The following is a 25,718-nucleotide window of genomic DNA, read 5'->3' on the forward strand; positions in this document are numbered from 1 at the left end:
GGCCGGGCCGGCCGTGACCCAGGCCCGGTAGCGTCGGCGAGGTGAGCCTCGTCATCGACCTCAACGCCGACCTCGGCGAGTCCTTCGGCACCTGGGTGCTGGGCGACGACGACGCGATGCTCGGGGTCGTCACGAGCGCCAACGTCGCGTGCGGCTTCCACGCCGGCGACCCGACCACGTTGCGGCGCACCGTCGCCCGCGCGGCCGAGCGCGGCGTGGTCGTCGGCGCCCAGGTCGGCTACCGCGACCTCGCGGGCTTCGGCCGGCGCCGGATGGACGTCGCGCCCGAGGACCTCACCGCCGACGTGCTCTACCAGCTGGGCGCCCTCGAGGCGATGTGCCGGGTCGCCGGCACCCGCGTCGCCTACGTGAAGCCGCACGGCGCGCTGTACACGACGGCCGCCGTCGACGAGAGCCAGGCCCGGGCGGTGGTGGATGCCGTCGCCGCCTACGACGCGACCCTGCCCCTGCTCGGGCTGCCGGGCTCGGTGCTGCTGCGGGTGGCCGGCGAGCGGGGGTTGACCCCGGTCGGCGAGGCGTTCGCCGACCGGGGGTACGACGCCGACGGCCGGCTCGTCGCGCGGTCGGCCCCGGGCGCCCTGCTGCACGACCCCGCCGAGGTCGCCGCACGGGTCGTGCGGATGGCGCGCGAGGGGGTCGTCAAGGCGGTCGACGGTACCGAGGTCGCGGTCGACGCCCGCTCGGTCTGCGTGCACGGCGACACCCCGGGCGCGGTGGGGCTGGCGGCGGCGGTGCGCACGGCCCTGGCCGACGCCGGGGTCGCGCTCGAGGCCTTCGCCCGGCCGTGACCGGCATCCTGGTGCGGCTGCTGCCCGCCGGCGAGCGCGCGCTGCTCGTCGAGGTCGCCGCGCCCGAGGTCGGCCGGGCCGATGGCGAGGGGGACGGCGCGTCGGAGATCGGCGCCGTGCTCGCCCTCGACGCCACCTTCCGCGCCTGCGCCGCCGCCGGTGCGGGCCCCTGGGCCGCGGTGCGCGACGTCGTCCCGGCCGCCCGGACGGTGCTGCTCCACGTCACGGAGGGCGGCCGCCTCGACGCCCTCGCGGCCGACGTGCGCCGGCTGGCCGCCGGGCTCGAGCCGTCGCCGGGTGCGCTCGCCGCCGGCTCCCCCGGGCGACCGGTGCTCGAGATCGCCGTCCGCTACGACGGCCCGGACCTCGACGAGGTCGCCCACCTCACCGGGATGGCGGCCGAGGAGGTGGTGGCCGCCCACACGGGCTCCCCGTGGCGGGTGGCCTTCGGCGGCTTCGCCCCGGGCTTCGCCTACCTCGTGGGCGGCGACCCCCGGCTGGCCGTGCCCCGCCGGGGCGCACCCCGCCCGTCGGTCCCGGCCGGGGCGGTGGGCCTGGCCGGTGGCTACTCCGGGGTCTACCCGCGCGCCTCGCCGGGTGGCTGGCAGCTGATCGGCACGACCGACGCGGCGCTCTGGGACGAGCGGCGTGACCCCCCGGCCCTGCTGCGCCCGGGCGCCGTCGTCCGGTTCACGGCGGCCGGTCCAGAGCGGGCGCGACCGTGACGCCCGCGCTCGAGGTCGTGCGCACCGGCCCGCTCACCCTCGTGCAGGACGCCGGGCGGCCGGGCTACGCCGCCGTGGGTGTCGGTCGCGCGGGCGCGGCCGACCGGGGCGCGTACCGCCTGGGCGCGCGCCTGGTGGGCCACGGTGAGGACCTGGCCGCTCTGGAGGTCACCCTGGGTGGACTGACGGTCCGGGCTCGCGGGCGGATCATGGTGGCGCTCACCGGAGCCCCGGCACCCGCGACCCTCGACGGCCGGCCGGTGGCCCACCACGCCCTCATCGACGTGCCCCACGGCGGGCTGCTCTCCCTGGCGCCCCCGCCGGTCGGGCTGCGCACCTACCTCGCCGTCCGCGGCGGCATCGACGTCGAGCCGGTCCTCGGGTCGCGTTCCACCGACACCCTCTCGGGGGTGGGGCCGCCCCGCGTGGCACCCGGCGACGTCCTGCCGGTCGGGCGTGCCCCCTCGACCTTCCCGCAGGTGGATGCCGTCGCGCACCGGCCGCCGTCCCCCGGGCCGGTCCGCCTCGCGGTCCTTCCCGGACCACGCACCGCCTGGGTCGGCGGCCTCGGACCTCTCGTCGCTCCGGCCTGGGTCGTCGGGACCGACAGCAACCGGATCGGCCTGCGGCTCAGCGATCCCCGCGGAGCCGGCGTCGCGCGTGTCGACCGATGGCGTGACGCCGAGCTGGCCAGCGAGGGGATGGTCCGCGGCGCCGTGCAGCTGCCGCCCGGCGGTGAGCCCGTGATCTTCCTGGCCGACCACCCGGTCACCGGCGGCTATCCCGTCGTGGCGGTGCTCACCGAGGCCGCCTCCGACCGCGCGGCCCAGCTGCGCCCGGGCGACACCGTCCGCCTGGTCGTGGCGCCGACCGCTGGCTGACGAGGCGTCCCCCGGTCACGCGCGCCCGAGGTGGGCCAGCAGCAACGAGGCCGGGTCGGTGGCCGAGGGCGTGACCGGCGGGGCGAAGCGCCCTCCGCGGCCGACCCGCGGCACCCGTCGCACGGCCACCGGCAGCAGGGCCGCCGCCAGCAGTGGGGGGAGCGGCGTCGCCAGCCCACGCGCGCGGGCCACGTCCCAGCCGTGCACCGCGATCTCGAGGGCCGACACCTCCACCGCCACCTCCGGCTCGATGCGTCCCTCCCCGACGGCCAACGGCCCCGGCGGCGGCCCGCGCAGCCAGCCCTCCAGCAGCGCGCAGCCGAGCACCGAGAGGTGGTCGGCCAGCACCGACGGGCGGGTGGACGCCGGAGACGGCCCGACCCGCGCCATCCTCCCGAGCGACAGCTCGGTCACCACCTCGAGGGTGTCGACCATGTGCACCAGCAGGTCGGTGAGCACCCAGCCGGCGCAGGGCGTCGGCCGGCCGGCCTCGTCGTCGGCGACGCCGGCCAGCGCACCCCGGGTCCAGCCCACGGCACGCTCGAGCAGCTCGACGTCGACCCGGGGCCGGAGGCCGGCGGGCCGCCCGTTCACGACCCCGGCCGGGCCGGGACGTCCTGGGGGCCGAGCTCGGCGGGGAGCCCGGCCAGCGCGAAGTAGGTCTCGTCGAAGAACACGGTGGCGTGCCTGACCGCCGAGCCCTCGAGGTCGAGGACGTGCAGCTGGAACGGCAGGTAGCGGTCGCCGTCGGGACCGTCCTCGCGCATGTACAGCCCGAACGACGGCTGGCCGTTGCAGTCGGTGGGGACCAGGGGCATGTCGTAACGGCCGCCCGGGCACTGGGTGTCGACCAGCTCGGCGATGGTGCGCGGGCCCCGGTACCAGCCCGCGAAGGGCGGCATCTCCCAGACGGCGTCATCGGTGAACAGGGCGGCGATGGCATCGACGTCCTTGCGCCAGAACGCGTCGACGTAGCGGTCGAGGAGGGCCCGCTGCTCGTCGCTGAGGTCGGGGCGCGACGGCGCGTCCGGCGAGGGTGCGACAGCCGCCAGGGTGGCGCGGGCCCGCTGCAGCGCGCTGTTGACCGACGCCACGCTGCTCCCGGTGGCCTCGGCGACCTCGGCCGCGCTCCAGCGGAGCACCTCGCGCAGCACCAGCACGGCCCGCTGCCGCGGGGGCAGGTGCTGCAGGGCCGCCACGAACGCGATGCGGAGGGTGTCACGCTCGGCCACGATGTCGGCCGGGTCGGCGGTGCCGGTGAGCGCGGCATCCGGCATCGGCCCGAGCCACGGCACCTCGACGCGCTCGTCGAGCGGGTCGGCGCCGGAGGACGACGGGGCGCCGAGCCCGGTGGGCAGGGTGCGCCGCTCCTTGCCCTCGAGGGCGCTGAGGCAGACGTTGGTGGCGATGCGGTGCAGCCAGGTACGCAGCGACGAGCGACCTTCGAACGAGCCGTAGGCGCGCCAGGCCCGCAGGTAGACCTCCTGCACGAGGTCCTCGGCCTCGGTGGGCGAGCCCGTCATCCGGTAGCAGTGCGCGAGCAGCTCTCGCCGGTAACGGATGACGGCGTCGTCGAACGCGGGGTCGCTCGGGGCCGGTGCCGGCCGGGTCGCGGTGGTCGTGCCCGTCGAGCCGGTCGAGCCGGGCGAGCCGTCGGGGGTGGTCGCGTCGCTGGGGCTGGTCGTCATCTGGGGCCTCCTCGGGGCACCGGACGGCGCCGTACCTGTACCGACCGTACGGAACCCGCGGACTCATCGGGCCCGGGAGATCCGTCGCGGCCCCGATGAGTTTCCCCGTACCGCCCGGTCGATCCCACCATGACGACCGTCGACCCCGCCACCCACACCGCATCGCCGGCGGCGTCGGCCACCCCGGGCGAGCGCGCGACCTACCCCGTGCTGCGCTGGCTCGTGGCGGCGACGTTCACGGTGATCCTCAACGAGACGGTCATGGTCAACGCCATCCCCCGGCTGATGGCTCAGTTCGAGGTCGACGCCCGCTCGGCCCAGTGGCTCTCGACGGCGTTCATGCTGAGCCTCGCGGTCGTCATCCCGGTCACCGGCTGGTTCCTGCAGCGCGTCACCACGCGCACGGCCTTCGCCGTCGCCATGTCGGTCTTCTCGGTCGGCACGCTGGTGTGCGCCCTGGCCCCGGTCTTCCTCGTGCTCGTGGCGGGCCGGGTCGTCCAGGCGGCCGGCACCGCCGTGATGATGCCGCTGCTCATGACGACCCTGATGACGGTGGTCGCCGAGCGCGACCGTGGCCGGGTCATGGGCAACGTCACCCTCGCCATCTCGGTGGCTCCCGCCCTCGGCCCGGCGCTGTCCGGCGTCGTGCTGGGCTTCGCCGGCTGGCGCTGGCTGTTCGGGCTGGTGCTGCCGGTGGTGGCGCTGGTGTCGGTGGCCGGGATGCGGCGCCTCACCGACGTGGGCGAGCCGCGCGTCAGCAGCATCGACGGGTTCTCGGTCGTGCTCTCGGCCCTGGGCTTCGGCGGGCTCGTGTTCGGGCTGAGCCGCATCGGCGAGCAGCACGCGGGCGCGGTCCCCGCCGGGGTCTACGTCGCGTGCGGCCTGGCGCTGGTGGGCGTCTTCGTGCTGCGCCAGCGCTCCCTGACCCGTCGCTCGAAGCCGCTGCTCGACCTGCGCACCCTGACCCATCGCACCTACGCGCTGTCGGTCGCGATGCAGTCGCTGGCCTTCCTGGCGATGCTCGGCGCGATGATCCTGCTGCCGCTCTACCTCCAGGACCTGCGTGGTCTCAGCCCCCTGCAGACCGGCCTGCTGGTGGCCCCAGGTGGGTTGGCGATGGGGCTCCTGGGGCCGGTGGTCGGGCGCGTCTTCGACCGCGTCGGGGCCCGGCCGTTGATGGTGCCGGGCGCGCTCGGGGTGCTGGCCGCGCTGGTGGGCCTCAGCCGGCTCACCGAGAGCACGCCGTACGCGCTCATCCTCGGCATCCAGGTGGTGCTGATGGTCGGGCTGGCCGCGCTGTTCACGCCGGCCTTCACGCTGGCGCTGGGGGCCCTGCCGCCGCACCTGTACTCGCACGGCAGCTCCCTGCTGGCGACCGCCCAGCAGGTCGCGGCGGCGGTCGGCACGGCGCTCACCGTGACGGTCCTGTCGTGGCGCTCGGCGCAGCTGGCGAGGGGTGGTGCCACCGAGGCCGCGGCCTACGTCGGTGGGGTGCGGGCGGCCTTCGGGGTCGCGGCCGTGCTCGCCATCGGGGTCGTGGTGCTCGCCGCGCTGCTGCCGAACCGGGCCCCGTCGCCCGACACCGACACCGACGCCGAGCCCGCGCCCGCGCCCGGCGACACCTGAGAGCATCCGGAAGCCGGCTCGCAGCTCGGCACCGGAACCTTGGGGTCCGCACCCCTTCGGTTCCGGTGCCGGGCTGACGGTTGCCGCATCGGGCGAAAAGTTGCCCGGCGGGGTCAGCTGAGGTGGTGGGGCTCGACCTCGCTGCGGTGGGACCGGTCGCTGCCCGACGACACCCGCGAGGGCTCGCTGCCGCTGTGCGCGTCGCAGGACCCGTGCGGCGCGAAGCGCACCACCACGGCCTTGGACACCGGGCAGTTGCTGCCCTCCGCGGTGTGGTCGAGCGGCACCAGCACGTTGCACTCGGGGTAGTACGCGGCGGCACACCCGCGCGACGTCGGGTACGACACGACGCGGTAGCCGTGGACCACGCGCTCCGAGCCGTCGGTCCACACCGACACCACGTCGTAGAGCTCACCGTCGGTGAGCCCCAGCTCGCGGATGTCGTCGGGGTGCACCATCACGACCTGCCGGCCACCGGCGAGCCCGCGGTAGCGGTCGTCGTGCCCGTAGATGGTGGTGTTGAACTGGTCGTGGCTGCGCAGGGTCTGCAGCAGCAGGTGCCCCTCGGGTGCCTCGAGCACCGCGATCGGGTTGACGGCGATCTCGGCCTTGCCCGACGGGGTCTCGAAGATGCGGCCGTCGCGCGGGGGGTGCGGCAGGGTGAAGCCGCCGGGTCGCGAGACCTTCTCCTCGTACGCGTCGCAGCCGGGCACCACGTTGGCGATGTGGCGGCGGATGGCGCGGTAGTCCTGCGCCATCGCGGCCCAGTCGATGCTCGCGCTCTCGGGGCGGTCGCCGATCGCGGCCTCGGCCATCTTCGCGATGATCCACGGCTCGCCGTGCAGCATCGGGCCGGCCGGCTCGTTGCGGCCGACCGACAGGTGCACGTCGGACATCGAGTCCTCGACCGTCAGGCCCTGCCAGCCGGCCTCGGTGATGTCCTTCTCGGTGCGCCCGAGGCACGGCAGGATGAGCATCTGCTTGCCGGGGATCACGTGGGTGCGGTTGGGCTTGGTCGAGATCTGGACGCCGAGGTCGACCGAGCGCAGCGCCTCGAAGACGGCGTCGGTGTCGGGGGTGGCCGAGGCGAAGTTGCCGCCGAGGCCCACCAGCACCTTGACCTTGCCCTCCTGCATGGCCCGGATGGTGTTGACGACGTCGTGGCCACGCTCGGTGGGCGGGTCGAAGCCGAACTCCTGGCGCAGCGCGTCGGAGAAGTGGGCGGGGAGCTTCTCCCAGACGCCCATCGTGCGGTCGCCCTGCACGTTGGAGTGGCCGCGCACGGGGCACAGGCCGGCACCGGGCTTGCCGATGTTGCCCTGCAGCAGAGCGACGTTGGTGATCTCCTTGATGGCGGCGACGGCGTGCTTCTGCTGCGTCACACCCATCGCCCAGCAGAACACCGTCTTGTTCGAGGCGGCCAGCATGTCGGCCAGGTTCTCGATCTGGGCCCGCGGCAGGCCGGTGGCCTTCAGCACCTCGTCCCAGTCCAGGTCGGCGACGTGGGCACGGTAGGACTCGTACCCCGTGGTGTGCCCGTCGACGAAGTCGTGGTCGACGGCGCCGCGCTCGATGAGCAGGGCACCCAGCGCCTGGAAGAGCGCGAGGTCGCCGCCGAGCCGGATGGGCAGGAACTCGGTGGCAAGGTCGGTGCCGAGGCCCACGAGGCCCTTGACCTTCTGGGGGTTGTCGAACTTGATCAGCCCCGTCTCGGGGAGCGGGTTGACCGCCACGATCCTGCCGCCGCCCTGCACGCACTTCTCGAGCGCGCTGAGCATCCGGGGGTGGTTCGTGCCCGGGTTCTGGCCGGCGATGATGATGAGCTCGGCCTCGTGGATGTCCTGGAGGCTCACCGAGCCCTTGCCGATGCCGATCGACTCGGCGAGCGCGACCGAGGTCGACTCGTGGCACATGTTCGAGCAGTCGGGCAGGTTGTTGGTGCCGTAGGCGCGGACGAAGAGCTGGTAGACGAAGGCGGCCTCGTTGGACGCGCGGCCGCTGGTGTAGAACACGGCCTCGTCAGGGTTGTCGAGCCCGCGCAGCGCGTCGGCGACGACCGCGAACGCCTCGTCCCACGACACCGGCTCGTAGTGCGTGCCGCCCTCGCGCAGCAGCATGGGCTCGGTGATGCGCCCGGCGCGCCCGAGCTGGAAGTCGCTCCAGGTCGCGAGCTCGGCCACCGAGTGCTGCGCGAAGAAGGCCGGGTCGGCGCGCTGCTTGGTGGCCTCCTCGGCGACGGCCTTGGCGCCGTTCTCGCAGAACTCCGCGAAGCTGCGGTGCTCGGGATCGGGGTCGGGCCAGGCGCAGCCCATGCAGTCGAAGCCCTCGGTCTGGTTCAGCCGGCGCAGCGTGTTGAGGGTGCGCAGCGGTCCCATCTGCCCGATGCCGCGGTTCATCGAGACGGCGACCGCCTCGAGGCCGGCGGCGGCCTTGCGCCGGTGGTGGACGTCGACGTCGGTGGGGTCGACATCGGCCTCGGGCGCACCGCGCCAGGGCTCGAGCATGCGGGTGACACGGTTGTTCTCGGGCATGCCCCCACTCTCGCATCCCGGGCGGGCCCGATGGCCCGCGGGTTCCTGAGAGAACACCGCGTCGTCACAGGTGGGAGGCCTGCCGAGGGCCTTCCCAGGCGTAGACGACCTCCGGCCGGCCCGCACCGGAGTACCGGTTGCCGCGGCGCGCGCGGCCGGAGTCGACCAGGTGCTCGGCGTACCGGCGGGCCGTCACCCGGCTCACCCCGAGCACCGCGGCCAGCTCGGCCGCCGAGATGCCGTCGGCCGAGACCGCCTCGCGCACCGCCACGGCGGCCCGCCCCAGCAGCTCCTCGGTCATCCCCTTCGGCACGCTCGACGACGTGACCGGGCGCAGCCGCGTGAACAGGGTGTCGACCTCGGCCTGGGTGTCGGCCTCCCCCGCCTCGCGCCGGTACTCCGCGTAGGCGAGCAGGCGGTCACGCAGGGTCGCGAAGACGAACGGCTTGAGCACGTACTGCACGACCCCGAGCGACACCGCCGCGCGCACCAGTGCCAGGTCGCGGGCCGAGGTGACCGCCATGACGTCCGCCCGGTGCCCGTGGGACCGCATCGCGCGCACGACGTCCAGCCCGGGCAGGTCGGGCAGGCCCATGTCGAGCAGCACCAGGTCGACGCGCTCGGTGCCGAGGTGGCGCAGCGCGTCGCGCGCGGTGTGCACGACGCCGGAGACCACGAAGCCCTCGACACGGCCGACGTAGGTGGCGTGCGCGCGGGCCGCCACCGGCTCGTCCTCGACGACCAGCACGGCGATGGCACCGCTGACCCCGTCGACGCGGCCGACCCCGTCACCCGTGGTGTCCGTGGCCCCGCTCACGGCGCCTCCCCTACCACCGGCAGCACCACGGTCACGGTCGCCCCCGGCGGGTCGTCGATGACCAGGCTGCCGCCCAGGCGCTCGACGGTCTCCCGCACCAGGGCCAGCCCGATGCCGCGCCCCGCCCCGGACCCGCCACCGGCCTTGGTCGAGAACCCCCGCTCGAGCACGCGCTCGCGCACCTCGGCCGGGATGCCGGGGCCGGTGTCGGCGACGACGAGCTCGACCCGGTCGCCCAGGTCACGGGCCGCCAGCTCGATCCGCCGCTCGCCGGTCTGCGGCAGCACGGCGTCGAGGGCGTTGTCGACGAGGTTGCCGACCACCGTCACGAGGTCACGGGGCGCCGCCACCCCGGCCGGCCAGCGCAACGCGGGGTCGAGCACGAGGTCGACCCCGCGCTCGTGCGCCTCGGCCGCCTTGCCCAGCAGCAGGGCCGACACCACGGGGTCGTCGACGCCCTCGACCACGCGGTCGGTCAGCGACTGGGCCCGTGCCAGCTCACCGGTCGCGAACTCGACCGCCCGCTCGGGATGGCCGAGCTCGATGAGCGAGACCATGGTGTGCAGCCGGTTGCCCGACTCGTGGGCCTGCGAGCGCAGCGCCTCGGCCAGGCTGCGGGTGGCGCCGAGCTCACCGGTGAGCTCCTCGAGGTCGGTGCGGTCGCGGATGGTCACCACCGCCCCCAGGTCCGCGCCGTCGCGGTGGGCCCGGGCCTTGTTGAGCACCAGCACCCGGGCGCCGGTCACGTGCAGGTCGTCCTCGCGCACGTCGGCATCGGTCATCGCCTCCACCAGCGCCGGCGCGAGCCCGAGGTCGGCGACCGGCCGCCCGCGCGGGTCGGCATCCAGGGAGAGCAGCCGGCGGGCCTCGTCGTTGGCCAGGCGGACGCGCCCCTCGGGGTCGACGAGCACCAGGCCCTCGGAGACCGAGTGCAGCACGGCGTCGTGGTGGTCGTGCATGGCCTGCAGCTCGGCCGCCCGCAGGCCTCGGGTCTGGCGGCGCACCCGTCGCGCGATGAGGGTGGTGCCGACCGCGGCCAGCAGCCCGGCCACCGACCCCGCGACCAGCAACGGCGGCAGCTCGCCCGTCAGGCGCGCGTTCACCGCCTCCTTGCGCAGCCCGACGGCGACCAGCCCGACGACCCGCTCGCCCTGGCGCACCGGGACGACGGCGCGGCGGCTGGGCCCGAGGGTGCCGACGTAGTCCTCGACCACCGTGCCGCCGGCCTGCGCCGCCGCGATGTGGCCCACGAAGCGCTGGCCCACCTGGGCCGGGTTGGGGTGGCTGTAGCGGATGCCGGCCGGGCTCATGATGACGACGAAGTCGGTGCCGGTGGCGGCGCGGGCCCCCTCGCCGAGGGCCTGGAGGGCACCGCCGGGGTCGCCGGCCGCGGTGCCCGCCACGACGTCGGGCTCGGCCGCCACCGACCGGGCGACGGCCAGCACCTGGGCCGTCGACTCGTCCGTCACCGCCCGCCGCGCCTGCAGGTAGGCCGCGCCGAGCCCGGCCGCGATCACCCCGAAGACCAGGGCCACCACCAGGGCCGCGGTCTGCCCCGCGACGCTGAGGCCGCGGCCTCCCTCGGCCTCGGGGCCCGCGGTGGTCGTCACGCCGGCCCGTCGCGACGGCCCGTGAACACTGCGTACACAACCGCGACCCTAGCCGCGCCGGCGAGCACGATGACCCCTGACCGCAGGACCCCTGCGTCGGACGAAGGAGTTCACGCCATGACCGCAGACGCGCCCGCCCGGCGCCACGAGGGGGAGCCCGGACCGGCCCCCCGCCGTGACCGCACCCACATCCTCTACATCGCGGTCATCGTCGCGATGCTGCTCGGCATCCTCATCGGGTTCCTCTTCCCGGAGTTCGGCAAGGAGCTCAAGCCGCTCGGGACGTTGTTCGTCAACCTCATCAAGATGATGATCAGCCCCATCATCTTCGCCACCATCGTGCTCGGCATCGGCTCGGTGCGGCGTGCGGCGCAGGTCGGCCGGGTGGGCGGTCTGGCCCTCGGCTACTTCCTCACCATGTCGACCGTCGCGCTGGCCGTGGGCCTCGTGGTCGGCAACATCGTCAAGCCCGGTGCGGGCCTGCACCTCACCGACGAGCTCGCCAAGACCGGGCAGAGCCAGGTGGGCGCCGAGGCCGAGACGACCGTCGACTTCCTGCTCGGCCTGGTGCCCGACACCCTCGTGTCGGCCCTGACCTCCGGCTCGGTGCTGCAGACCCTGCTGGTCGCGCTGCTCGTCGGCTTCGCGCTGCAGAAGATGGGCCCCGCCGGCGAGCCCATCCTGCGCGGCATCACGCACTTCCAGAAGCTGGTCTTCCGCCTCATGGCCATGATCATGTGGGTCGCACCCGTCGGTGCCTTCGGGGCCATGGCCGCGGTCGTCGGCGCGACCGGCCTCCAGGCGCTCAAGAGCCTCGGCCTGATCATGGTGGCCTTCTACATCACCTGCGCCATCTTCGTGTTCCTGATCCTGGGCACGATCCTGCGGATGGTCGCGCACATCAGCGTGTTCTCGCTGTTCCGCTACCTGGCGCGTGAGTTCCTCCTCATCCTGTCGACCTCGTCGTCGGAGTCGGCCCTGCCGCGGCTCATCGCCAAGATGGAGCACCTCGGAGTGTCGCGTCCGGTCGTCGGCATCACCGTCCCGACCGGCTACTCGTTCAACCTCGACGGCACCGCCATCTACCTGACGATGGCCTCGCTGTTCATCGCCGAGGCGCTCGACAAGCCGTTCAGCATCGGCCAGCAGATCGGCCTGCTCGTCTTCATGATCATCGCCAGCAAGGGCGCGGCCGGCGTCACCGGCGCGGGCCTGGCCACGCTGGCCGGCGGTCTGCAGTCGCACCGCCCCGACCTGGTCGACGGCGTGGGCTTCATCGTCGGCATCGACCGGCTGATGAGCGAGGCACGGGCGCTGACCAACTTCGCGGGCAACTCCATCGCCTGTGTGCTCATCGGCACCTGGGTCCACGCGGTCGACCGCGAGCAGATGGAGGCGGTCCTGGCGGGCCACCGGCCGTTCGACGAGACCACGATGATCGACGAGCACCGCGGCGACGTCGTCGAGGGCTCCCTCGTGGAGGCCGGCCCCGCCCGACCCTAGGCTGGCGCCGTGGGAGCCGACGAGGAGCAGGCCGTCGTGGCCGCCGAGGTCGTGCGGCGGCTGGCCGGCGCCGGTTTCGCCGACCAGGTCGTGGCGGCGGTGGCCGAGCTCCTCGCGGCCGCCGCGGGCGGCGGCTCCCCCGCGCCGGTCGAGCTCACCGAGCCGGTGCTGGGCGTCGACGGCTGCCCGGCCGGGTGGGTGGGGGCCCTGCTCGAACCCGGCGCCCCCCGCCCCCGGGTCGTGGTGGCCGCCACGATCGCCCAGCTCGTCGAGACGGTGCGCGAGAACGCCGCGGTGCGGGTCGTCGGCATCGACATCCCCATCGGCCTGCCCGACGACACCACGCGGCAGGCCGACGCCCTGGCGCGCCGCGCGCTGCCCGGCAAGGCGTCGTCGGTGTTCACGACCCTGACGCGGGCCGCGTACGCCGCGCCCGACCGCGCCACGGCCGACGCCGTCAACCGTGGGCTCAGCGGCCAGGGGGTCGGGGCCCAGGCGTTCGCCCTGCGCGCCAAGATCCTCGAGGTCGACGCCTGGGTGCGCTCGCACCCCACGGTCGAGGTGCTCGAGGTGCACCCGGAGGTCTCGTTCGCGGCCATGGCCGGGGCCCCGCTGGCTCCCGGCAAGAAGACCGACGCCGGCCGGGCCGCCCGGCTGGCGTCGCTGGCCGCCGCCGGGATCGCCCGGCCGTCGGTGCTCGAGGGTCGCGGCTACGCGGCCGACGACGTCCTGGACGCCTGCGCCGTCGCCTGGACCGTCGCCCGCCGGGTGGCCGGGCGCTCGCACCGCCTGCCCGACCCGCCCGAGGTCTTCTCCGACGGCATCCCGGCCGCCATCACGGTCTGAGCCAGAACCCGGTGGCGACCGTGGGCAGGCCGGTGGCAGGCTCGCGGGCATGACCTCCCGTGTCGCGCACACGACCGTCGACTGCCACGACGCCTACGCACTCTCGCAGTGGTGGAAGGGGGTGCTCGACTACGTCGACCTCGAGGGGGACCCCAACCTGCCCGGCCACGAGGAGTGCCTGATCGTCTCGCGCGACGGCGCGCACCGGCTGCTGTTCATCGAGGTCCCCGAGGGCAAGACGGTCAAGAACCGCCTCCATCTCGACCTCGAGCCGGTCGAGGGCACCCGCGACGACGAGCTGGCGCGGCTCCTGGCCCACGGGGCCACGGAGGTGTCCGACCACCGCGGCCAGTACGGGCCGGGCACCGGCTGGGTCGTCCTGGCCGACCCCGAGGGCAACGAGCTCTGCATCCTGCGCAACGCCACCGAGAGGCAGGACGGCTGACGCCCGGCGAGGAGCGGCCGACCACCTCAGCCCTCGACCAGGACGACGTGCAGCCGTCGCGGCCCGTGCACCCCCTCGACCCGGTCGAGCTCGATGTCGCTGGTGGCGCTCGGCCCCGAGACCCAGGTCTGGGGGCGCACCGGGTCGAGCCGCGCCACGGCGTCGGTGACCCCGCGGACGACCTGACCGGCCTCCACGACACACACGTGCAGGTCGGGGACGAGGCTGAGGGCCCGCCGCCCCTGCCCCGGGCCGTGGTCCAGCACGACGGTGCCGGTCTCCGCGATGCCCAGGGTCGCTCGCGTGACGACCGCGTCGACCGCGTCGAGGGCGGTGGCCGTGAGGGCGTCGTCGGGGACCGCCCCGGGCACGTCGAGGTCGAGGCCGTCGGGCACCACCACCCGCGCGGCGCCGCCCAGCGCCTGAGCCACGGCGTCCACGAGATCGGCTGCGGTGCAACGGGTCACGGTGGCCCGGTAGTCCTCGACGCGCTCGACGAACAGGTCGACCACACCGGCACCGGCCGGCAGCGGGTCACGGCCCCGGTAGGCGCGGTCGACCTCGACCGCCGGGCGCCGCTCGGGGCCGAGGGCGGCCCGGACCGCGGCGAGCACGTCGTCGCGGGCGCTCACCGGCGGACCTCCTCGTCGCGGCCGGCCCGGCGCCACCAGGCGCGGAACGACTCGACGGGCGGCGTGGGCAGGTCGCGGGCCCCGGTCCAGCGCGACCCCGGGAACGGCAGCCACGACAGCGCGCCCCGGCCCCCTGGCATCCCCCGCCGGCGCGGCAGCCGGCCGACCAGCCCCGAGACCTTCTCGCCGAGCGCCATCCGGCCGGCCTCGCCCAGGCCCCACGCGGCCGCCCGCATCGCGAGCGCCTCGGCCTTGGGCCGGTCACCGCGGTGGGCGTCGACGACCTTGACGCGTTCGTGCACGAGGATGCCGGGGATGTCGATCGCCACCGGGCACACGTCGCCGCACGCGCCGCAGAGGGTCGAGGCGTACGGCAGGGAGTCGGTCACGGGGTCGGAGCCGACGCCCTTCAGCAGCGGGTTCAGGATCGCGCCGATCGGGCCGGGGTAGACCGACCCGTAGGCGTGCCCGCCGACCCGCTCGTACACCGGGCAGACGTTGAGGCAGGCCGAGCAGCGGATGCAGCGCAGCACCTGGCGCGCGTACTCGTCGGCCAGCGCCCGGGTGCGGCCGTTGTCGAGGAGGACGACGTGCACCTCCTGCGGGCCGTCGCCGGGGGTCACCCCGGCCCAGGTCGAGGTGTACGGGTTCATCCGCTCGCCGGTGGACGAGCGTGGCAGCAGCCGCAGGAAGAGGTCGAGGTCGGCGTAGGTGGGCACGACCTTCTCGATGCCGACCACCGAGACCAGCACCTCGGGCAGCGTCAGGCACATCCGGCCGTTGCCCTCGGACTCGACGACGACCAGCGTGCCCGTCTCGGCCACGGCGAAGTTGGCCCCCGAGACGGCCATCCGCGCCGCCAGGAACTTCTCGCGCAGGTGCAGGCGGGCCGCCCCGGCCAGCGCGGCCGGGTCGTCGGTGAGGTCGTCCGGTGCCGGGCGGCCGGCGGCCGCCATCCGGGTGCGGAAGATCTCGCGGATCTCGCTGCGGCCGCGGTGGATCGCCGGCACCAGGATGTGGCTCGGCAGGTCGTCGCCCAGCTGCACGATGAGCTCGGCCAGGTCGGTCTCCCACGCGGCGATCCCGCGAGCGGCCAGGGCCTCGTTGAGCCCGATCTCCTGGGTGGCCATCGACTTGACCTTGACCACCTCGTCGATGCCGTGGGCCCGGGCGACCTCGGCCACCACGGCGCACGCGTCGGCGGCGTCGCGGGCCCAGTGCACGATGGCGCCGCGCTCGGTGAGGGCCGCCTCGAGGGTCAGGAGGTGCTCGTCGAGGTGGGTCAGCGTCTCGTCCTTGACGGCCGCGGCCTGCCGGCGCAGGTCCTCCCAGTCGTCGAGCTCGGCCACGACCGCGGCCCGCTTGGCCCGGATGGTGGCGGTGGCGTGCCCTAGGTTGCGGCGCAGCCGGGTGTCGGCCAGGGCGGTGCGGGCGGCCTCGGGGAAGGGCGGCATCCCCACGAAGGTGGCGCCCATCAGCGCTCCCCGGCCGGGTGCTCGGCGGTCGAGGCCAGGACCTCCGCCAGGTGCATGGTGCGCACGCCGGCCCGCTGCCGCGAGAGCAGACCACCCACGTGCATCAGGCAGGAGGCGTCGCCCGCGACCAGCACCTCGGCCCCGGTCTCGCGCACGTGGCGGGCCTTGTCCGAGCCCATGGCGACCGAGGTGTCGGCGTTCTTCACCGCGAAGGTTCCGCCGAAGCCGCAGCACTCCTCGGCCCCCGGCAGGTCGACGAGGTCGATGCCGCGGACCTCGCGCAGCAGGCGCAGCGGGCGGTCGCCGACCCGCAGCATCCGCAGGGAATGGCAGGTGGGGTGGTAGGTGACCCGGTGGGTGAAGGTGGCCCCGACGTCGGTGACGCCGAGCACGTCGACCAGGAACTCGCTCAGCTCGTAGGTGCGCGGGGCCAGGCGGGCGACCCCGTCGGCCAGCGCGGCGTCACCGCTGCGCTCGGCCACCAGGCGGTGCTGGTGGCGCACCGAGCCGGCGCAGGAGCCGGACGGCACGACGACGGCCTCGTACCCCTCGAACGCCCCGACGGTGGTGCGCACGAGTGGGACGGCCTCGTCGAGATAGCCGGTGTTGACCATCGGCTGGCCACAGCACGTCTGGGCGTCGGGCACGGCGACGTCGACCCCGAGCCGGCGCAGGAGGCGCACCGTGGCCCGTGGGGCGTCGGGGAACATCGCGTCCCCGAGGCACGTGGCCATCACCGCGACCGTCATCCGGCCATCCTGCCCGATCCCGGCGCGATCCGGCCCCGGCCGGGAGCCACGGACCGCCGGGAGGGCCCGCGGCGCGGAATGGTGCGTCCGCCTCGCTCGTTCCACCGTCGGGCCACCCCGCCCATCCGCACCACGAGAGGACGCCATGAGCCGCTGGACCGCCGAGGACATCCCCGACCTCACCGGGAAGCGAGCCCTGGTCACGGGGGCCAACTCCGGCATCGGGCTCGTCGAGGCCCGCGCGCTGGCCCAGAAGGGCGCCGACGTCGTGCTGGCGGTCCGCAACACCGCCGCGGGTGAGCAGGCCGCCGAGCGCATCCGCCGCACCGGCGCCCCGGGGTCGGTCACGGTCGAGACCCTCGACCTCGCGTCGCTGGCGTCGGTCCGGGCCCTCGCCGAGCGGTTCACCGGCCCGCTGCACCTGCTGCTCAACAACGCCGGCGTGATGATGCCGCCGCGCTACCGCGAGACCGCGGACGGCTTCGAGCTGCAGTTCGGCACCAACCACCTCGGCCACTTCGCGCTCACCGGGCTGCTGCTGCCGCGGCTGCTCGAGGCCCCCACCGCGCGGGTGACCACGGTGTCGTCCATCGCGCACCAGGCCGGCGACGGCGCGGTGTGCGAGGGCAACCCGCGCCAGGGCTACGACCCGCAGACCGCGTACGGGCGCTCGAAGCTGGCCAACCTGCTGTTCGCCCAGGAGCTGCAGCGGCGCGCCTCGGCCGCCGGGGTGCCCCTGACCTCGACCGCCGCCCACCCGGGAGTCTCGGCCACCAACCTCATCGCCAGCAAGGACGGCCTCGGCGCCATCCCCGTGGTCGGCTCCCTGATGCAGCTGGCCTCCAAGGTCGTCTTCCCGGGCCCCGAGAAGGGTGCGCAGGGCCCGCTCTACGCCGCGACCGTCGCCCGGCCCGGGTCGTACTCGGGCCCCACCGGCATCGGCGAGAGCCGCGGCGCCGTCGGCGAGGCCAAGCGCTCGCAGTGGGCCCGCGACGAGACCCTGGCCCGCACGCTGTGGGACCGCTCCGAGGACCTCACCGGCGTCGTCTTCCGGTTCTGACCCCGGTCGGCGGTGCGGCCGCGTCGGTGTGAGGATGACGGCCATGCGCATCCTCGTCACGGGCGGCAGCGGCAAGGCCGGCCGCCACGTCGTCCCGTACCTGCTGGAGCACGGGCACACCGTCACCAACCTCGACCGGGCGCCGCTGGGCCTCGACGGGGTCACCGACCTCGACGTCGAGCTGACCGACCTCGGTGCGCTCGTGTCGGCGCTGCGGATGCCGGCCTCGTTCGCCGAGCTCGACGAGCCCCAGGAGCGGGCGTACGACGCCGTCGTGCACCTCGCGGCCGTGCCCCGCATCCTGCTGCGCTCGGACCACGACACGTACGTCACCAACGTGGTGTCGACGTGGAACGTGCTGGAGGCCGCGGCGCTGCTCGGCATCCGCAAGGTCGTCTTCGCGTCGTCGGAGACCACCTACGGCATCTGCTTCGCCCGCGGTGAGTGGCGGCCCGAGTACCTGCCGGTCGACGAGGAGCACCCGACGGTGCCCGAGGACGCCTACGCGATCTCGAAGGTCGCGAGCGAGGTGACGGCGCGCTCGGTGCAGCGGCGCACCGGGGCCGACGTCTACGGGCTGCGGATCAACAACGTCATCGAGCCGCACGAGTACGCCGAGCTGTTCCCGACGTTCCTCGAGAGGCCCGAGCAGCGGCGGCGGAACATCTTCGCCTACATCGACGCCCGAGACCTGGGCCAGATCATCGACCGCTGCCTGCACACCGACGGGCTGGGCTACGAGGTGTTCAACGTCGCGGCGGCCGACCACTCGGTGGCGGCGCCGACCTCGGAGCTGGTGGCGCGGTTCTACGACGGCGTCGAGGTGCGCCGCGAGCTGGGTGAGCGGGAGACGTTCTACTCGATCGAGAAGGCGCGCCGGCTGCTCGGGTACGAGCCGCAGCACTCGTGGCGCGACGTGCTCGACGACCCGCGCGCCGGCTGAGGCCCGACCGGCTTCTGCCCGACGGGCCGGCTTTCGCCCGACGGGGCGGCTTGACCCAACGGGGCCGGCTGGGGCCCGGCTGGGGCCCGGCTGTGGCACTGCGCGTGGCCTTCACAGGCGGCCTGGATGGCGGGTTCCGCGGTCGCTCCTCGCCGCGGCCCGGCGCCTTCTCCTGTGGTCGTCACATCCGCCCCTTCCGTTGCGCTGTTGGCGGGAAACTCGTTGGCCCAATTCTGAATTGGTGTCCTCGAACGCTTGTTCGTGCCACCTCCTCCGGGTAGGATCGTGGGTACAGGGGAGGGGGTTCCGATGGCAGTGACGACCGGTCCGCAGGACGTTCTGAGTGCCGCACGTTCAGCGCGTCAGATGTTGACGGACGCTCTGTCCCCGAGCGAGTTGTGCGGGTCGCAGGAGGAGTGGGCCCAGGCCCTGGGCGAGCTGCAGGCCGTGATCGACACCGCGACCGCCGCGCAGGATGCCGCGATCGTGCGGCTGGCGGCGATCGAGCCGCAGGTCCTCGACGACGGGGAGGTCATCGAGACCCATCGCGCCCTCGGCCACGTCGCGCTTGACGCACCCGCGATGGTGTCGTGGACGCTCAATCTGTCGGCGGTGCAGGCCGAGCGGCGGGTGCGGGCCGCCGTGCGGCTGGCCGCGGACGGTCCGGAAGGCACGCCCACCGAGACCGGGCTGGGTGGGTTGCACGAGGCGATGGGTGCCGGCCGCCTGGACGCCTACCGGGCGTCGGTGGTGGCGACCGAGCTGGAGGAGGCACCGGCCGAGGTCGCCGCGTCGGTGGTCGGCGGCCTGGACGAGTACTTCGGCAGCGAGGACGGGCCGAGGCTGCGGCGCCGGGTCCGGCGGATGCTCGCCCGGATCTCGCCCGACCTGCTTCGCCAGCGCGCGGTGCGGGCCCGGTCCGAGTGCCGCCTCGAGCGGTGGGTCGGTGAGCCTGGGGTCGACACCTGGCACGGGACCTTCCCCTCCGAAGAAGCAGCCCAGGCCTGGGCCGCCATCGACGCCCTCGCCCAGCAGTACGTCACCGACGGGGTCTGTGACCGGGTCGACCGGGCGAGGGCGAAGGCCCTGACCGACCTCGTCGCCGGGAACGCGACCATCGACGTCCAGGTCGTCCACGCAGTCGCGGTGGGCGCTCCCGCGAGCGAGGTCGTCCACAACGACGAACGCGCGACGGACTTCGTCGAGGTGACGGGAGTGCGCCCCGGCGAGCCGATGCTCGTGCCCCGCGAATGGCTCGACCGCGTCGGCCCGAACGCTCTACCCCCTGGCGAAGGCTCCGGCGCCGCGAGGGACGCCACCTCACGCCCGACCGAGCAGCGAGCATGCGACCCGCTCACCGGCGCCCTGCTCGACCCCGACGGCGCCCTCACCACCGACTCCTACCGGCCCGGGAAAGCCCTGGTCGCGCTGGTCAAGGCCCGCGACGGACACTGCCGCTTCCCCGGCTGCCACGTCGCCGCCCGCTTCTGCGACCTCGACCACGTCACCCCCTGGCCCACCGGCCCGACATCAGCAGCCAACCTGGCCTGCCTCTGCCGCCGACACCACCGCATCAAACAACGCCCCGGCTGGCGCGCCGTTCTCCACCCCGCCGCCACCCTCACCTGGACCGACCCCACCGGCCGGAACCGCACCACCCACCCCGTCGACCACCTCCACCGCGCCGTCCTACCCGACCGGGGAAGCGACCCCGCCCCCGTGATCTCCAACCCCCGCCTCGTCACCCCCGACGGGCCCCACAGCACCCTCGAGTACCACCTCGAACACACCCTCGGCCCACCCGAACCGAGCCGACCCCACCCCCGCTGCCGCATCGACCACCACCACCCGACAGCCGCCGGCGCCCACCTCACCGACACCGCAACCCATCCACCCCGGCACCAGCCACCCGAGCCCGAGGACCGCCCACCGTTCTGACGGGTCGTCGCGCCGCCCCTCTCGCTGTCCGTCGCCCCGCGCCGCCGGGCCGCGGCATAGGCTGGAGCCATGAGCCTGAGGTCGGCGAACATCGAGCGTATCGACGGAGGCTTCTTCGACGTCCTCGTCGTCGGAGCCGGCATCAACGGTGCCGTGTCGGCGGCCGCGCTGGCCGGTCGGGGGGCCTCCGTGGCCCTCGTCGACCGGGGCGACTTCGGCGCCTTCACGAGCCAGGAGTCCTCCAACCTGGTCTGGGGCGGCTTCAAGTACCTCGAGAACTACGAGCTCCCCCTCGTCTTCGGCCTGTGCCGCTCGCGCAACCGCCTGATGAAGGCCTACCCCGACAACATCAAGGAGATCGGCTTCCTGGCCGCGCTCTCCAAGGACGCCCCCTACGCCCCCTGGTTCGCCGGGCTCGGGGCCACCGCCTACTGGGGCATCGGGCTGTTCGGCACCAAGCGCCCGCGGCTCTTCGACGCCGAGGCCGTCAAGGACGAGGAACCCGCGATCGACACCCGCGACGTGCGTGGAGCCATCCAGTACCAGGACGCCTACCTCGTCGACAACGACTCCCGGTTCGTCTTCTCGTTCGTCCGCTCGGCGCTCGAGGCGGGCGCCGCCGTCGCCAACTACGTCGAGGTCGTCACCGCCCGGCGGGTCGGCGACCGCTGGGTCGTCACGCTGCGCGACACCGACTCCGGCGCCGAGATCACGACCAGTGCTCGGGTCCTCGTCAACGCCGCCGGTCCCTTCGCCGACGGGCTCAACGAGGCCTGGGGCGTCGACACCGAGCACCGCATCGTCTACTCCAAGGGCATCCACCTCGTCGTCCCTCGGCTGACCACGACCCGCCACGACCGCGTGCTCGCGTTCTTCGACGACACCGGCCGCCTCTTCTACGTCATCCCGATGGGGCGCCGCTCGGTCATCGGCACCACCGACACCCGTGTCGAGTCGCCGTACACGGAGGTCACCGACGAGGACCGTGAGTTCCTGCTCGAGCAGATCAACGCGCGCCTCGACCTGCCCCGCCCCCTCACCACCGACGACGTCATCGCCGAACGCTGCGGGGTGCGCCCCCTGGTCGTCACCCGCGGCACCGGGGACCAGAACGAAGCCGACTGGACGTCGCTGTCGCGCAAGCACGAGATCGAGCGCGACGACCACGAGGCCGTCGTCTCCGTCCTCGGCGGCAAGCTCACCGACTGCCTCAACGTCGGCGAGGAGGTCTGCCACGAGGTCGCGGCCCTCGGCATCCCCCTCGAGAAGGACCACGGCACCTGGTACGGCGAGCCCGCCGCCCAGACCCGCGCCGAGTTCTACCGCCAGGCCCGTCTGATGCGGCTCGACGCCCTGCGCACCAAGCCCGACACCGAGCCGCTCACCGACCGCCTGTGGCGGCGCTACGGGCGCCGGGCCTTCGACCTGCTGGAGGCCATCCGCGCCGACCCGGCGATGGGCGAGGACGTGATGGGCTCGGCCGACTACCTGCGCGCCGAGCTGTACACCGCGGCCGAGGCCGAGATGGTCGTGACGCTCGACGACTTCATGCGCCGGCGCTCCAAGATCGAGCTGGTCGTCCCCGACGACGAGATCGACGGCTCCGAAGGCCTGAACGAGGTCGCCCGCATCCTGTTCGGCGACGACGCCGAGCGCCGGCTCGCCGAGTACCGCGCCGGCAAGCAGGCCGGCCGCCGCCCCGCCCCGTCCGCCTGAGCCATTGGCGCTGAGCCACGCCGGGCGGCCCGTCGAGGTTCGACAGCCCGCCGTGAGGGTGGTCACCCCGCCGCGCGAACGCCCGCACCGGCTGGACAGACTCGACCCGTGCCGTTCGACCCTCTCCCCCCGCCACTGGTGGGTCCCCGCTCGATGAACCAGCAGTGGCTCGACATCACCTTCGTGCACTGGGCCGTCGACCCGGCCGTCGTCGCCCCCCACCTGCCGGCCGGCACCCGCCCGGACGTCCTCGACGGCGCCACCTACGTCGGCCTCATCCCGTTCCGGATGGTGGGGGCGGGCCTCGGCCGCGGACCCGCCGTCCCGTGGCTGGGCACCTTCCTGGAGACCAACGTCCGGCTCTACTCGGTCGACGACCAGGGGCGGCACGGGGTGGTCTTCGCCTCGCTCGAGGCGTCGCGGCTCCCTGTGGTCCTGGCCGCCCGGGCCCTCGTCGGGACCCCCTACACCTGGGCCCGGATGCGCGAGTCACGGCGCGGCGAGCGCCGGCAGTACGACTCGACCCGACGCTGGCCGGCGCCGCGGGGCGCCCACAGCCGGATGGTCGTGGAGGTCGGCGAGGCGGTGGCCGAGCCGACGCCGGAGGAGCACTTCGTCACCGCGCGCTTCGGCCTGCACACCCGCATCGCCGGGCGCACCTGGTGGATCCCCAACACCCACGAGCCCTGGCCCCTGCGCCGCGCCACCCTGGTCACGCTCGAGGACGAGCTGGTCGAGGCGGCCGGGTTCCCCGGGCTGGCGGCCACCCCACCGTCCAGCGTCCTGCACTCGCGCGGGACCGCGACCGAGTTCGGGATGCCCCGCCGGCTCGCCCGCCCCCGATGAGCCCCCTGGTCGCCCTGGCAGTGGTGGCGGCCGCGCACGCCGGGTTCCAGGTCACCGTGACGGCCCTCGCCTACCCGGCCCTGGCCACCGTCCCCGCCGACCGGTTCGCGGCCGCGCACGGCGCCCACTCGCGCCGCATCGTCCCCCTCGTCGGGCTCGTCTACCTCGGCGTCCTGCTGGTGGGCGGATGGGCCCTCGTGGCCGCCCCGCTCGGCGCCGCGGCGCTCACAGCCCTGGCCGCGCAGGCCGCCGTCCTCCTCGTCACCGCCGCCCAGGCCGCCCCGCTGCACGCGGCCCTCGGACGCCGGGGTGCCGAGCCGGCGCTGCTCCGCCGGCTGCTCGGGGTCGACCGGGTGCGGGCGGCCCTGACGGTCACTGGGCTGGTCGCCGCGCTCCTGGCCCTGTGAGGGCCGCCACCCGAGGCCGACCGGCGGAACAGCGACCGTCGCGCGGGGGTTGGCCCTCACATGAACGTTCTCGTGATCGGCGGCCACGGCAAGGTGGCCCGGCTCCTGCACCCCCTCCTCGCCCAGCGCTCGCACACGGTGGCCGCGGTCATCCGCAACCCCGAGCACGCCGACGACGTCGAGCGCGACGGGGCCACCCCGCTCGTCGCCGACGTCCAGCAGCTCGACACCACCGAGCTCACCGACCTCGTGCGCGGCTACGACGCCGTGGTGTGGTCGGCCGGTGCCGGGGGCGGCAGTCCGGAGCGTACCTACGCCGTCGACCGCGATGCCGCGATCCGCTCCATCGACGCCGCCGAGGCGGTCGGAGTGCAGCGGTACGTGATGGTGTCGTACTTCGGCGCCGGGCCGAACCACGGCGTGCCCCAGGATGACCCGTTCTTCGCGTACGCCGAAGCCAAGACCGCGGCCGACCAGCGGCTCCAGGAGTCGGCCCTCGCGTGGACGCTGGTCCGCCCCAGCGCCCTCACCGACGACCAGCCCACCGGCGGCATCGAGACCCCGCGCACCGGCGCCGGCAAGGGCTCGGTCCCCCGGGCCGACGTGGCCCACGTCATCGCCGACGTCCTGGACCGGCCGGCCACCGCGGGGCACGTCCTCGAGTTCAACGGCGGGGCCACGCCCGTCGCCGAGGAGCTCGACGCCCTCGCGCCGACGCCGGGTCAGTAGTCGACCGGGTCGCGCACCAGCGGGCAGGTCATGCAGTGCCCGCCACCGCGGCCCCGGCCCAGCTCGGAGCCGACGATCTCGAGGACCTCGATGCCGGCCCCCCGCAGGAGAGCGTTGGTCGTGGTGTTGCGGTCATAGGTGAAGACCACCCCCGGCTCGACGGCCACGGCGTTGTTGCCGCTGTCCCACTGCTGGCGCTCGGAGGCGTAGACGTCGCCCCCGGTCTCGATGACCCGCAGCCCGCCCAGCCCGAGCGCCTCGGCGACCACGCGGGTGACCGTCCCGGCGCCGCGGTCCTCGATCTCCACGCCGGGAGCCGTGTCGGCCGGGTGCAGCACGAAGGTGTGCACGTCGTCGACGATCCGCGGGTAGAGCGTGACGACATCGCGGTCGGCGAAGGTGAACACCGTGTCGAGGTGCATCGCGGCCCGCAGGCTCGGCATCCCGGCCACGACCACCTTGTCGGCGGCCCCCTGGGCGAAGAGCGCGGCCGCGGCCTGGGTGATGCCCTGGCGTGAGCTCCGCTCGCTCATCCCCATGAGGACCACGCCGTTGCCCACCGGCATCACGTCTCCGCCCTCGAGGGTCGCCTCGCCCCACTCGGCCTCGGGGTCGCCCCACCAGACGCGGGCGCCGCGGTAGTCGGGGTGGAAGGAGTAGAGGGCCTTGTAGAGCAGGGTCTCGTGCTCGCGGGCCGCCCAGTGCAGCGGGTTCAGCGTGACGCCGCCGTAGATCCAGGACGTCGTGTCGCGGGTGAAGAGGGTGTTGGGCAGCGGCGGCAGCAGGTACTCCCGCGCACCGGCCTGCTCGCGTGCCAGCATCGACCACGGCGACTGGAACTCCTCGGGCAGGTCGGCGATGGCGAGACCCCCGATGAGGAACTCCGCCAGCCGGTTCGCACCCAGGGTCTCGAGGAAGGCCCGGGTGCCGTCGACCAGCCCGAGCCCCACCAGGTTGGGCACGATGGTGCGGTCGAGCAGCCAGTCGCGCGCGCCGGGCACCGCCAGGGTGTCGGCCAGGAGGTCGTGCAGCTCCACCACCTCGACGCCCCGGGCCCGGAGCTGGCCGACGAAGTCGGCGTGGTCACGCTGCGCCTGCTCGACCCACATCACGTCGTCGAAGAGCAGGCCGGCCGACGTGCTGGGAGTCAGCCGGCGATGCGCCAGGCCCGGGCGGCAGACGAGCACCTCGCGCAGCCGCCCGACCTCCGAGTGGACCCCGAGACGGCCCACAGCCGGCGCCCTCAGACCCGACCGGCAGCGAAATCCTCCTGCGCCGCATCCCGCAGCCGGGCCAGCCCCTTCTCCATGTCCGGCCCGACGAGCTCCTCCATCGGCTTGACCACCGAGAAGACCCGCATCACCGCCGTCAGCTCGCCGCGCATCACCCACTCCACGTGGGTCTCCTCCTCCTGCGGGGTGAGCACGAACTCGACCTGCGAGCGCGACGCGAAGGGCTTCTCGAACGCCAGGGCCACCTCGACGCGCTCCGGCTCGGCACCGGTGATCTCCATGGTGCCGCGCCCGGCCTTCTTGTTGCCGTCCCACGCGTAGTGAGCGCCGACCCCCCGCTCGGCACCCGAGTACGTGCGCTGCATCGCGGGGTCGAGGTCCTCCCAGGGGGACCAGCGAGACCAGGAATGGAAGTCGTCGAGGAGGGCGCGCACGCGCTCCGGGGGGGCCGCGACGATGGTCTCGCGGCTCACGGTGTAGGGCTTGGCCATGGCGACAGTGTGACCGAGC

Annotated in this window: 24 protein-coding genes; 14 read left to right on the forward strand and 10 right to left on the reverse strand. The window is 74.4% G+C overall.

Annotated features, from left to right (window positions below; translation table 11 throughout):
* Positions 1–41 precede the first annotated feature (41 nt).
* Genes ATL31_RS13285 through ATL31_RS13295 form a run of 3 tightly spaced genes read left to right on the forward strand, consistent with a single transcriptional unit; the run spans position 42 to position 2,415 of the window.
* Positions 42–809, forward strand: a complete 768-nt coding sequence (locus ATL31_RS13285; protein WP_101396189.1) for a LamB/YcsF family protein — start codon at positions 42–44, stop codon at positions 807–809.
* Entirely contained in the window at positions 806–1,534 is a 729-nt protein-coding gene (locus ATL31_RS13290) for a 5-oxoprolinase subunit B family protein (RefSeq protein WP_342749477.1), read from the forward strand. Before ATL31_RS13285 ends, ATL31_RS13290 begins: the two co-directional genes overlap by 4 nt.
* A complete protein-coding gene (locus ATL31_RS13295; protein ID WP_101396190.1) occupies positions 1,531–2,415 on the forward strand; it encodes a 5-oxoprolinase subunit C family protein in 885 nt (294 codons plus the stop codon). Before ATL31_RS13290 ends, ATL31_RS13295 begins: the two co-directional genes overlap by 4 nt.
* Before the next feature lie 15 nt (positions 2,416–2,430).
* On the opposite strand, the gene ATL31_RS13300 is transcribed toward ATL31_RS13295, so the two are convergent.
* Together ATL31_RS13300 and ATL31_RS13305 are read right to left on the reverse strand one after the other, a co-directional pair.
* On the reverse strand, positions 2,431–3,009 hold the full coding sequence (locus tag ATL31_RS13300) for a TIGR03086 family metal-binding protein (RefSeq protein ID WP_101396191.1): 579 nt from the start codon (positions 3,007–3,009) through the stop codon (positions 2,431–2,433).
* Positions 3,006–4,103 (reverse strand): sigma-70 family RNA polymerase sigma factor, encoded by a 1,098-nt coding sequence (locus ATL31_RS13305; protein ID WP_101396192.1) that lies wholly within the window; start codon positions 4,101–4,103, stop codon positions 3,006–3,008. Before ATL31_RS13305 ends, ATL31_RS13300 begins: the two co-directional genes overlap by 4 nt.
* A 129-nt stretch (positions 4,104–4,232) precedes the next feature.
* On the opposite strand from ATL31_RS13305, the gene ATL31_RS13310 reads away from it, so the two are divergent.
* Complete coding sequence (locus ATL31_RS13310; RefSeq protein WP_101396193.1) at positions 4,233–5,729, forward strand: MDR family MFS transporter; 1,497 nt, start codon at positions 4,233–4,235, stop codon at positions 5,727–5,729.
* A 113-nt stretch (positions 5,730–5,842) separates the two neighbouring features.
* Here the strand turns inward: ATL31_RS13310 and ATL31_RS13315 are convergent, their stop codons facing one another.
* The 3 genes from ATL31_RS13315 to ATL31_RS13325 all read right to left on the reverse strand — a co-directional run bounded on the left by ATL31_RS13315 (position 5,843) and on the right by ATL31_RS13325 (position 10,687).
* Positions 5,843–8,260, reverse strand: a complete 2,418-nt coding sequence (locus ATL31_RS13315; protein ID WP_101396194.1) for an FdhF/YdeP family oxidoreductase — start codon at positions 8,258–8,260, stop codon at positions 5,843–5,845.
* A gap of 64 nt (positions 8,261–8,324) precedes the next feature.
* Positions 8,325–9,077: a response regulator gene (locus ATL31_RS13320; RefSeq protein WP_245862440.1), complete on the reverse strand. Its 753-nt coding sequence runs from the start codon at positions 9,075–9,077 to the stop codon at positions 8,325–8,327.
* Complete coding sequence (locus ATL31_RS13325; RefSeq protein ID WP_101396195.1) at positions 9,074–10,687, reverse strand: sensor histidine kinase; 1,614 nt, start codon at positions 10,685–10,687, stop codon at positions 9,074–9,076. Before ATL31_RS13325 ends, ATL31_RS13320 begins: the two co-directional genes overlap by 4 nt.
* A 117-nt stretch (positions 10,688–10,804) precedes the next feature.
* Here ATL31_RS13325 and ATL31_RS13330 point away from each other — a divergent pair, with 117 nt between their 5' ends.
* Genes ATL31_RS13330 through ATL31_RS13340 form a run of 3 tightly spaced genes read left to right on the forward strand, consistent with a single transcriptional unit; the run spans position 10,805 to position 13,481 of the window.
* On the forward strand, positions 10,805–12,190 hold the full coding sequence (locus ATL31_RS13330) for a cation:dicarboxylate symporter family transporter (RefSeq protein ID WP_101396196.1): 1,386 nt from the start codon (positions 10,805–10,807) through the stop codon (positions 12,188–12,190).
* A gap of 9 nt (positions 12,191–12,199) precedes the next feature.
* Complete coding sequence (locus ATL31_RS13335) at positions 12,200–13,036, forward strand: DUF429 domain-containing protein (RefSeq protein ID WP_101396197.1); 837 nt, start codon at positions 12,200–12,202, stop codon at positions 13,034–13,036.
* A gap of 49 nt (positions 13,037–13,085) precedes the next feature.
* A complete protein-coding gene (locus ATL31_RS13340; protein WP_101396198.1) occupies positions 13,086–13,481 on the forward strand; it encodes a VOC family protein in 396 nt (131 codons plus the stop codon).
* Positions 13,482–13,507: 26 nt separating this feature from the next.
* Here ATL31_RS13340 and ATL31_RS13345 read toward each other — a convergent pair whose 3' ends face one another.
* From ATL31_RS13345 to ATL31_RS13355, 3 genes are read right to left on the reverse strand one after another with little or no spacing between them, the layout of a single operon-like run.
* Complete coding sequence (locus ATL31_RS13345; protein ID WP_101396199.1) at positions 13,508–14,113, reverse strand: LutC/YkgG family protein; 606 nt, start codon at positions 14,111–14,113, stop codon at positions 13,508–13,510.
* Positions 14,110–15,588 (reverse strand): lactate utilization protein B, encoded by a 1,479-nt coding sequence (locus ATL31_RS13350; protein ID WP_101396200.1) that lies wholly within the window; start codon positions 15,586–15,588, stop codon positions 14,110–14,112. The genes ATL31_RS13345 and ATL31_RS13350 overlap by 4 nt, the downstream gene beginning before the upstream one ends.
* Positions 15,588–16,337, reverse strand: coding sequence for a (Fe-S)-binding protein (locus ATL31_RS13355; RefSeq protein ID WP_101396201.1), 750 nt, complete (start codon positions 16,335–16,337; stop codon positions 15,588–15,590). The genes ATL31_RS13350 and ATL31_RS13355 overlap by 1 nt, the downstream gene beginning before the upstream one ends.
* Positions 16,338–16,482: 145 nt before the next feature.
* Here ATL31_RS13355 and ATL31_RS13360 point away from each other — a divergent pair, with 145 nt between their 5' ends.
* The 7 genes from ATL31_RS13360 (at position 16,483) to ATL31_RS13390 (ending at position 23,976) form a co-directional block, all read left to right on the forward strand.
* Positions 16,483–17,397, forward strand: coding sequence for an oxidoreductase (locus tag ATL31_RS13360; RefSeq protein ID WP_101396202.1), 915 nt, complete (start codon positions 16,483–16,485; stop codon positions 17,395–17,397).
* 43 nt (positions 17,398–17,440) lie between these two features.
* Positions 17,441–18,340, forward strand: coding sequence for an NAD-dependent epimerase/dehydratase family protein (locus ATL31_RS13365; protein WP_101396203.1), 900 nt, complete (start codon positions 17,441–17,443; stop codon positions 18,338–18,340).
* A gap of 366 nt (positions 18,341–18,706) precedes the next feature.
* A complete protein-coding gene (locus ATL31_RS13370; RefSeq protein ID WP_143598392.1) occupies positions 18,707–20,278 on the forward strand; it encodes an HNH endonuclease signature motif containing protein in 1,572 nt (523 codons plus the stop codon).
* 69 nt (positions 20,279–20,347) lie between these two features.
* Positions 20,348–21,994: a glycerol-3-phosphate dehydrogenase/oxidase gene (locus ATL31_RS13375; protein WP_101396205.1), complete on the forward strand. Its 1,647-nt coding sequence runs from the start codon at positions 20,348–20,350 to the stop codon at positions 21,992–21,994.
* Between the two features lie 108 nt (positions 21,995–22,102).
* Complete coding sequence (locus tag ATL31_RS13380) at positions 22,103–22,840, forward strand: YqjF family protein (RefSeq protein ID WP_245862443.1); 738 nt, start codon at positions 22,103–22,105, stop codon at positions 22,838–22,840.
* Positions 22,837–23,247, forward strand: a complete 411-nt coding sequence (locus ATL31_RS13385; RefSeq protein ID WP_101396206.1) for a hypothetical protein — start codon at positions 22,837–22,839, stop codon at positions 23,245–23,247. Before ATL31_RS13380 ends, ATL31_RS13385 begins: the two co-directional genes overlap by 4 nt.
* A 60-nt stretch (positions 23,248–23,307) precedes the next feature.
* Positions 23,308–23,976: an SDR family oxidoreductase gene (locus ATL31_RS13390; protein WP_101396207.1), complete on the forward strand. Its 669-nt coding sequence runs from the start codon at positions 23,308–23,310 to the stop codon at positions 23,974–23,976.
* On the opposite strand, the gene ATL31_RS13395 is transcribed toward ATL31_RS13390, so the two are convergent.
* Positions 23,970–25,208 (reverse strand): arginine deiminase, encoded by a 1,239-nt coding sequence (locus ATL31_RS13395; RefSeq protein ID WP_101396208.1) that lies wholly within the window; start codon positions 25,206–25,208, stop codon positions 23,970–23,972. The genes ATL31_RS13390 and ATL31_RS13395 overlap by 7 nt on opposite strands.
* An 11-nt stretch (positions 25,209–25,219) precedes the next feature.
* A complete protein-coding gene (locus ATL31_RS13400; protein ID WP_101396209.1) occupies positions 25,220–25,699 on the reverse strand; it encodes an SRPBCC family protein in 480 nt (159 codons plus the stop codon).
* Positions 25,700–25,718 lie beyond the last annotated feature (19 nt).

The organism is Phycicoccus duodecadis, from assembly GCF_002846495.1.
Taxonomy (GTDB): domain Bacteria; phylum Actinomycetota; class Actinomycetes; order Actinomycetales; family Dermatophilaceae; genus Phycicoccus; species Phycicoccus duodecadis.